The sequence below is a fragment of the Roseburia sp. 1XD42-69 genome, assembly GCF_003612565.1.
Taxonomy (GTDB): Bacteria; Bacillota; Clostridia; order Lachnospirales; family Lachnospiraceae; genus Roseburia_B.
In genome coordinates this window covers 1-969 of record NZ_RAZG01000236.1, presented here as the reverse complement: position 1 = coordinate 969, position 969 = coordinate 1, and the positions used below count along the sequence as shown (strand labels likewise).

Annotated in this window: 2 protein-coding genes; both read left to right on the top strand. The window is 31.2% G+C overall.

The window, feature by feature from the left end:
- Nucleotides 1-239 precede the first annotated feature (239 nt).
- Nucleotides 240-542, top strand: a complete 303-nt coding sequence (locus D7Y06_RS25330; RefSeq protein WP_120410221.1) for a hypothetical protein — start codon at nucleotides 240-242, stop codon at nucleotides 540-542.
- A 43-nt stretch (nucleotides 543-585) separates the two neighbouring features.
- On the top strand, nucleotides 586-819 hold the full coding sequence (locus D7Y06_RS25325; protein WP_120410220.1) for a hypothetical protein: 234 nt from the start codon (nucleotides 586-588) through the stop codon (nucleotides 817-819).
- Nucleotides 820-969 lie beyond the last annotated feature (150 nt).

Sequence of the window (969 nt, the reverse complement as noted above, 5' to 3'; positions counted from 1 at the left end):
AATTATGCTGTACCTTCTTTTAATTTGAAGAATTTTCGGGTAATTGGGAGTAGGTAAAGTTACGAATAACACCATGTAAATGTCCAGGTAGGCGATATCAACATGCATGGCGTGAATGATCCGAAAACATTTGGACAGCAGATGAGGGATGAGATATGTAAGAATGATAAAACCACAAAATGTTTTGCAGCAGCAATGGCAGCTAAGTTTCAAGGTAAAGGAATTGGAAATGCAAGGTTATGGAGGTAATAGTTTGTTTTTACGGGAGAGTGTGTTATGCACTCTCCTATTTTGATGGAGGAATAATGTTTAATTTATTAGAGAAAAGAAATAAGAGCTTAAAAAGAATCAATGAATCTCTGAGAAAAGAAAATGAAGCGTTAAAACAGGAATTGTCTTTGTATGATTTGGATAAATTGAATGAGCAGTTAGAGTTATCAAATAATATGTATGAAGAATATAAGAAACTGATTGATGAATTACGTGATATGAAGATGAAATATAAGATTTTGATCTGTGATATTAGAAAAGAAAGTATTTAGCAGAAAATAGTACAGTTATATTTATAAGGAGAAAATATTATAGATGAAAAAAGAAGAAATAGACCAGCTTGTAACAGAGAGTTTTGAGAAAGCAAATGGCAGTAAATTGTGGGAAATGTTTATTGATAATGCCGATAATTTAGAGAGAGAGTTAAAAAAGAATCAAGAGAAAGTTAGTATATTTGTAATTTTGTTCGCTGCATGTATGGTGACATCACAAGATATTTATATGGATACAATGCGTGAAATTTTGTATACACTTTGTTGTGAAGAATAATAAAAATAAGGTACTGCTGCAATTTGGCAGTGCCTTTTCTAAATAAATTTAATATGAAATGGAGCGGTATTTATAATAGACTCAAACTTCGCACTTGAATAAGTGCCTATGCACCTTGAAAATTCAATAAGAACTGGCATAAAAATAGCA

Bases quoted from the DNA above. Each gene is read 5' to 3' on its own strand.
- D7Y06_RS25330 (WP_120410221.1), top strand. From the start codon at position 240: ATGGAGGTAATAGTTTGTTTTTACGGGAGAGTGTGTTATGCACTCTCC.
- D7Y06_RS25325 (WP_120410220.1), top strand. From the start codon at position 586: ATGAAAAAAGAAGAAATAGACCAGCTTGTAACAGAGAGTTTTGAGAAA.